This window comes from Deinococcus rhizophilus (assembly GCF_030271215.1).
In the GTDB taxonomy this organism is placed as follows: domain Bacteria; phylum Deinococcota; class Deinococci; order Deinococcales; family Deinococcaceae; genus Deinococcus; species Deinococcus rhizophilus.
The window spans coordinates 1-5716 of record NZ_JASNGB010000191.1 but is presented as its reverse complement, the minus strand read 5'-3'; the positions used below and the strand labels follow the sequence as shown (position 1 = coordinate 5716).

At 70.7% G+C, this 5716-nt stretch carries 6 protein-coding genes and 1 other RNA gene; 1 reads left to right on the top strand and 6 read right to left on the bottom strand.

Annotated elements, in window-relative coordinates:
• Window positions 1-570 precede the first annotated feature (570 nt).
• Genes QOL99_RS14670 through mraZ form a run of 4 tightly spaced genes read right to left on the bottom strand, consistent with a single transcriptional unit; the run spans window position 571 to window position 3690 of the window.
• Window positions 571-1938 carry a peptidoglycan D,D-transpeptidase FtsI family protein gene (locus tag QOL99_RS14670; RefSeq protein WP_285524918.1) on the bottom strand — a complete coding sequence of 456 codons (1368 nt, stop codon included), beginning with the start codon at window positions 1936-1938 and terminating at the stop codon, window positions 571-573.
• Window positions 1929-2309, bottom strand: coding sequence for a hypothetical protein (locus tag QOL99_RS14665; RefSeq protein WP_285524916.1), 381 nt, complete (start codon window positions 2307-2309; stop codon window positions 1929-1931). The genes QOL99_RS14670 and QOL99_RS14665 overlap by 10 nt, the downstream gene beginning before the upstream one ends.
• Window positions 2306-3256, bottom strand: a complete 951-nt coding sequence (gene rsmH, locus QOL99_RS14660; protein ID WP_285524914.1) for a 16S rRNA (cytosine(1402)-N(4))-methyltransferase RsmH — start codon at window positions 3254-3256, stop codon at window positions 2306-2308. The genes QOL99_RS14665 and rsmH overlap by 4 nt, the downstream gene beginning before the upstream one ends.
• Window positions 3257-3261: 5 nt before the next feature.
• Window positions 3262-3690 (bottom strand): division/cell wall cluster transcriptional repressor MraZ, encoded by a 429-nt coding sequence (gene mraZ, locus QOL99_RS14655; protein WP_285524913.1) that lies wholly within the window; start codon window positions 3688-3690, stop codon window positions 3262-3264.
• A gap of 246 nt (window positions 3691-3936) precedes the next feature.
• On the opposite strand from mraZ, the gene QOL99_RS14650 reads away from it, so the two are divergent.
• Window positions 3937-4302 (top strand): DUF423 domain-containing protein, encoded by a 366-nt coding sequence (locus tag QOL99_RS14650; RefSeq protein ID WP_285524911.1) that lies wholly within the window; start codon window positions 3937-3939, stop codon window positions 4300-4302.
• A gap of 42 nt (window positions 4303-4344) precedes the next feature.
• On the opposite strand, the gene rnpB is transcribed toward QOL99_RS14650, so the two are convergent.
• Window positions 4345-4768, bottom strand: an RNA gene (gene rnpB, locus QOL99_RS14645) — RNase P RNA component class A.
• A gap of 196 nt (window positions 4769-4964) precedes the next feature.
• Window positions 4965-5716, bottom strand: a 752-nt coding sequence (locus QOL99_RS14640) for a pseudouridine synthase (protein ID WP_285524909.1), incomplete at its 5' end; no start/stop codon positions are given.

Sequence of the window (5716 nt, the reverse complement as noted above, 5' to 3'; positions counted from 1 at the left end):
GCGAGCGGCGCAGGCGCGGGGGCGACCTCAGGGGCGAGGGCTGCTCGCACGGCCTGGGCAGCGACTGCCGGAGCGGGCAGCACGGGAGTCGCGGCGGCGGAGGCGAGGGTGGTCAGCAACGCTGCGGGCAGCAGATGGGTCAAGTTCAACATGCAGTCTCCTGTGGCCACGCACGCGGAGCGCGGCCAGGTGGGTCAAGTCTGAATACGTGGGAGCCGCAGGGGGCTCTCTTCGGCACTGAGACTAGAGACGGGGCATGGGAGCCGCCTGTGAATGGTGGGGCATGACTCTCATTTCCAGGTCGATCTTGGGGCTGCCAGAATTTCCAATATGCTGTGAGGTCGCGTCAACTCCTCAGAAAACGCCATGAGATGACTTCTAATGCTCTCATCTATTTTCTCATGAAGATGCCCGGATTTTCCTCTTTCTGAGGCACGAACTGACCTGCGGCCGGGTCATCCGGGAGGAAAGAGTGGGCAGGCTTGCATTTCGTCCAGGACGTAAGGAAAGCCAGCTCACGGTAGGCTGGCTTGCAGGCATCTGACGGGTTTGGAAAGACTCAGGAAGTGCTCAGGGTTTGGCCTCTTCATCCTTTTCGGGTGGGGGCGGGGTGGGGGCGGCGCCCCAGCGGGAGAGGATGTCGGAGGCGATGTCGCGGTAGATGGGGGCGGCCAGCTGAGAGCCGTGGTGGCCGCGCTTGGCGCCGTGGGCCATCACCGCGATGGTGACGCGGGGGGTGTCGGACGGGTAGGAGACGATCCCGGCGAAGGTCGAGTCGTAGAGGCTGCTGGAGTAGCCCTGGGCGCCCAGCGACACCTGCGAGGTGCCCGTCTTGCCCATCAGGTCGAAGCCCTCCAGGCCCGCCTGGGTGGGAATGGCCTCCTTGACGACCTCCCTGAGCATGGTGCGGATGGTGCGGGCCGTCGCCGGGCGCAGCACGTCGCGGCGCTCCCCGGCGGGTTCTCCTTCCACGAGGCGGGGAGCCACGTAGCGGCCGTCGTTCGCCATGACGTTGTAGGCGGCGGCGAGTTGCAGGGTGGTGCCGCTCATGCCCTGGCCGAAGGCGTTGGTGGCCCGGACCAGATCGTTCCAGTTGCGCAGGGGTTGCAGCCGCCCGGTGCTGCTGGTGACGGTGGGCAGTTCGGCATAGTCCCCGAAACCGTAGTCACTGAGGTAGTCCCGCATCCGCTCGGGCTCGAACCTCTCGACGATATGGCTCATGCCCACATTGCTGCTGTAGCGCAGGATCTGCTGGGTGGTCAGGCGCTCCGGGTGGTCCACACTGTCCCCGATGGTGCTGCCCCAGCGTTCGCCCACGTAGCGGCGCATGGGCGTGTCGTACACGGTGTTGGGGGTGGTCAGGCCCTCGTTGAGGGCGGCGGCGACCACCAACGCCTTGATGGTCGAGCCGGGTTCGTACACATCGAGGAAGGGACGGTTGCGCCGGGTCTCGGGCGAGTAGACCCGCCACCGGTTGGGGTCGAAGGGGGGATAGCTCGCGGCAGCCAGAATGCGCCCGGTGCGCGTTTCCAGGACCACCACCGAGCCGTACTGCGCCTCATGCTCGGGGACGTAGCGGGCGAGCGCGGCCTCGGCTGCCGACTGGGTCGCCGGGTCGAGGGTCAGGCGCAGGGGCTGGCCCGCTTCCAGGCTGCGGTTGTAGGCGGCCTCCAGCCCCTCCAGCCCCTCGGTGGCGCCCATCATGCCGAGAACCTGCCCGGCGAGGGCACCCTGGGGATAGACCCGCTCGCCGTCCACGCTGCGGGCCAAGACGGTGCCGTCGCGGGCCACAATCGGGCCGCGCGACTGCACGACCGAGCGCTTGACCCCCTGCGGCACGCCCCATTCGAGCTGCGCGTAGGCCCACACCAGCGTCATGAACAGCACCAGCGCGATGAGCTGCATCCACCGCGAGCGGGTCTGGATCTTCACTTCCATTGGGTCTGCACCTCCAGGGTGGTCCGGGGAACCAGGGGCGGGGGCAGCGGGACGCCCCCGAAGCGCCCGGCGGTCGTGTTCGACCCGGCAAAGCGGCGCATCCCGTTGGCAAAGGCCCAGTCGCGCACCCGCGCCGAGCCCATCAGGGTCTGCACCTGCAACTCCAGTTCGTCGCGCTCGGTGGTCAGCGCCGCCTCACGGTCCTGCGCGGCCCGCAGGGTAGGGCGCACGTCCTGGGTCAGGGCCCGCGCCCCCACCAGCAGCAGCGCGAGCGCGAGGTAGATGGCGAGGTACCGCACCGCCCGCGCCCGCCAGGTGGCGACGCTCACGTCCAGCCGCGAGAAGTCGGGCAGACGCCTCCACGCGGTCACCGGGCCACCTCGCGGCTCGCCGCCGCCCCGGGGCTGAGTTCGTCGGGACTGAGCTTGCGGGCCGCACGGAGCTTGGCGCTGCGGGCGCGGGGATTGCGGGCCTGCTCGTCCTCCGACGCCTCGACCGGGCGCTTGGTCAGGGCCTCGAGGGTCGCCGACCCCCGCAAGAAGCGCTTGACGATGCGGTCCTCCAGCGAGTGGAAGGAGATCACCGCGAGGCGGCCCCCCGGCGCGAGCACGGCCTCGGCAGCGGCGAGCCCGTCGCGCAGGGCGCCGAGTTCATCGTTGACGTGGACGCGCAGGGCCTGAAAGGTCCGCCGGGCCGGGTGGATGCCCCGCGAGAACCCCGGATAGGCCCGCTTGACGAGGTCCGCGAGGGCCACCGTCGTCTCGATGGAGGCCTTCTCGCGGGCGTGCACGATGGCGCGGGCGATCCGGCGCGAGTGGCGGTCCTCGCCGTACTCGTAGATGATCGCGGCGAGTTCCTCCTCGGGCAGCGTGTTCACCACGTCGGCGGCCGAGAGGCCCGACTGGCTCATGCGCATGTCGAGGGGAGCGTCGGTGTGGTAGGAAAAGCCGCGCCCGCTGTCGTCGAGCTGAAAGCTGCTCACGCCGATGTCGAGCAGCACGCCGTCCACCTGCGAGACGCCCAGGCCGGAGAGCAGCCCGGGCAGGTCGCGGTAGTTGCCCTCCACGGCGGTCAGGCCGGGCAGGGCGGCCTCGCGGGCGCGGTTCAGGGCGTAGGGGTCCTGATCAATGCCGATCACGGAAGCCCCGGCCTCCAGCAGCAGCCGGGTGTGTCCGGCGCCGCCCAGGGTGCCGTCCACGATGACCCGGCCGGGAGCGGGCACGAGCGCTTCGATGACCTCGGCTGCCAGGACCGGGATGTGGGAGAGGGCGGGGGCAAAGGCGTCGTCGGGGGGCAGGTCAGGGGTGGGAGTTGTCATGTCAGTTACGCCACGAAATGGGCGAGAAGGTCAGGGCTGGGCGGGTCCTGCTGCACGGCGGCGATGGCCGCCTCCCAGCGGGCCGGGGTCCACAGCTCCAGGCGTCCGGGGGCACCCGCCACGATCACGTCACTGTCCAGCCCCGCAAAACCGCGCAGGGCCAGCGGCACCGAGACGCGGCTCTGGTTGTCCAGCCGCGCCTTGCTGGCGCCGGAATAGAAAAACCGCACAAAGGCGCGGGAGGCCGCGTCGGTCAGAGGCAGGCCCTCGAGCTGCTCCTCGACCCGCCGCCAACCTGCCAGCGGGAAGACGTACAGGCAGCCCTCCATGCCGCGCGTGAGAATCATCCCGTCCTCGACGAATTCCCGGAAGGCCGGGGGCAGGACCAGTCGGCCCTTGTCGTCAATGGTGTAGGGGTACTCTCCGAACGGCACCGTTTCTCTCTTTCCACCTGCCTCCCACCAGAGCCTCCGGCGGGAGCACGTGACGCGCAGCTGTGCAGCGACGTACCAGACGCGACTGTGAGCTGCTGCCCGGAGTGTAACAGCCCCCCCCACGCTTTACCACCGGCTCCCACTGTCTCCCACCTCTGCACCCCAGTTCATTCCCTTTTTCCCACCTGACCTGCCGGGGCAGCTGCCTCTGTCCATCCGGCACCGCCAGACCCTACCCTCCGGGGGATGAGACTGAATCCGACCGTGGCCGGGGCGCTGCTCGCCGCCCTGGGGGTGGGCCTGGGGGCATTCGGGGCACATGGGCTGCGGGACACCTTGAGCGCGGCGGACCTCGCCACCTTCGAGACGGGGGTGCGCTACCAGATGTACGCGGCGCTGGCGCTGCTCGCGCTGGGGGCGGGTGGACGGCGCGGCGCGTGGGGACCACTGCTGCTGGCAGGAGCCGTGGTCTTCAGCGGCAGCCTGTATCTGCTGGTGCTGACCGGGCCGCGCTGGCTGGGAGCGGTCACGCCGGTCGGCGGGGGGCTGATGATCGCCGGACTGCTGGTCGCGGCGTGGCAGGCGCGGAGTGGGGCAGGGGGCCGGGCATAGGCAGACCCGCCGCCCCGGTGGGGGAAAACGGCGGGCCTGGGCTGGAGCGGGGAGGCGGTAAGCCGGGTTCTGTCTCCTGCCCGGAGGCAGGGCACGGCCATCTCTCTGGGACGGGCGTCGCCGCCGCGCCTCAAGCGACCATCCTGGCGGTCAATGGAACGGGCCGTTCCTCGCGCACTGTCGGGTCTTGCACCGGATGGGGTTTACCAGCGCCCCCGATCTCCCGGAAGCCTGGTGCGCTCTTACCGCACCGTTTCACCCTGACCGTTCCCGCCCGCGCCGGGGCTGTCTGGGAACGGCGGTCTGGTTTCTGTGGCACTGTCCTTCGGCTTCGCCGCCTCCTCCCCCGCTGTGGCGCTCGGGGGGGCGCTTGACTCGCCGACCAGCCGTTAGCTGGCATCCTGCCCTGCGGTGCCCGGACTTTCCTCACCCCTGTTGCCAGGAGCGCGGCCGTGAGCCTCCCCGCGTTCCGGAGTGTAGCAGGGGCGGGTGGGGGGGCCGGGGCTCCGGCGAGAGGACCCCTCAGTTCGCTTCGCGGCCAGCTTTGCAAGCAGCTCATACGAGTCCCCTTGAAGGGAGCCTTGCAGCGCACGGGGCTGGAGGGACGCTCCCCACGGCAGCCTCCCTTCTCAGGGGAGGTGCCCCGCAGGGGCGGAGGGGTTTTACCCCCAGCGCTCCAGCGTCTCCTCCTCCTGCCGCTCCCAGACGCGGGGCGGGACCTCGGCGGGGTGCAGGAGCCAGTGCAGCTCGCGCGGGCCGAGTTCGCGGTACTCGCCGGGACCGAGGTCGCCGAGCCACAGGCCGCCCATCCGCAGGCGCAGCAGCCGGACGACCGGGTGGCCGAGCGCCTCCAGCATCCGGCGCACCTGGCGGTTGCGGCCTTCTCCCAGGGTGACGAGGGCGCCGCCGGGAACGGGACGGGCGCTCAGGGCCTGCGCGAGACCGTCTTCCAGCGGGAGGCCGCGTTCCAGCCGCGCGAGTTCGGCGGACGTGGGGTCGGCGTCCCCATCCGTCCAGGCGCGGTAGACCTTCTCGTGGCCGTAGCGGGGGTGGGTCAGGCGCAGGGTGAGGTCGCCGTCGGTGGTGAGCAGCAGCAGCCCCTCGGAGTCGCGGTCGAGGCGGCCGACCGGGTGCAGGCCGGGAGTCGGGGGCATCGCGTCCAGCACGGTGCGGCGCCCGTACTCGTCGCGGGCGGAGGTGACGTATCCGGCGGGCTTGTGCAGGACGTAGGTGACCGGGGGAGCCGCCGTCACGTCGATCAGGCGGCCGTCCACCCGGATCTCGTCGGTGGGGGTGACACTGCGGCCCAGCGTGGCAACCTCGCCGTTCACGGTGACCCGCCCGGCCGCGATCAGGGCCTCGGCGGCGCGGCGGGAGGCGATTCCGGCCCGCGCGAGGCGCTTGTGCAGGCGCT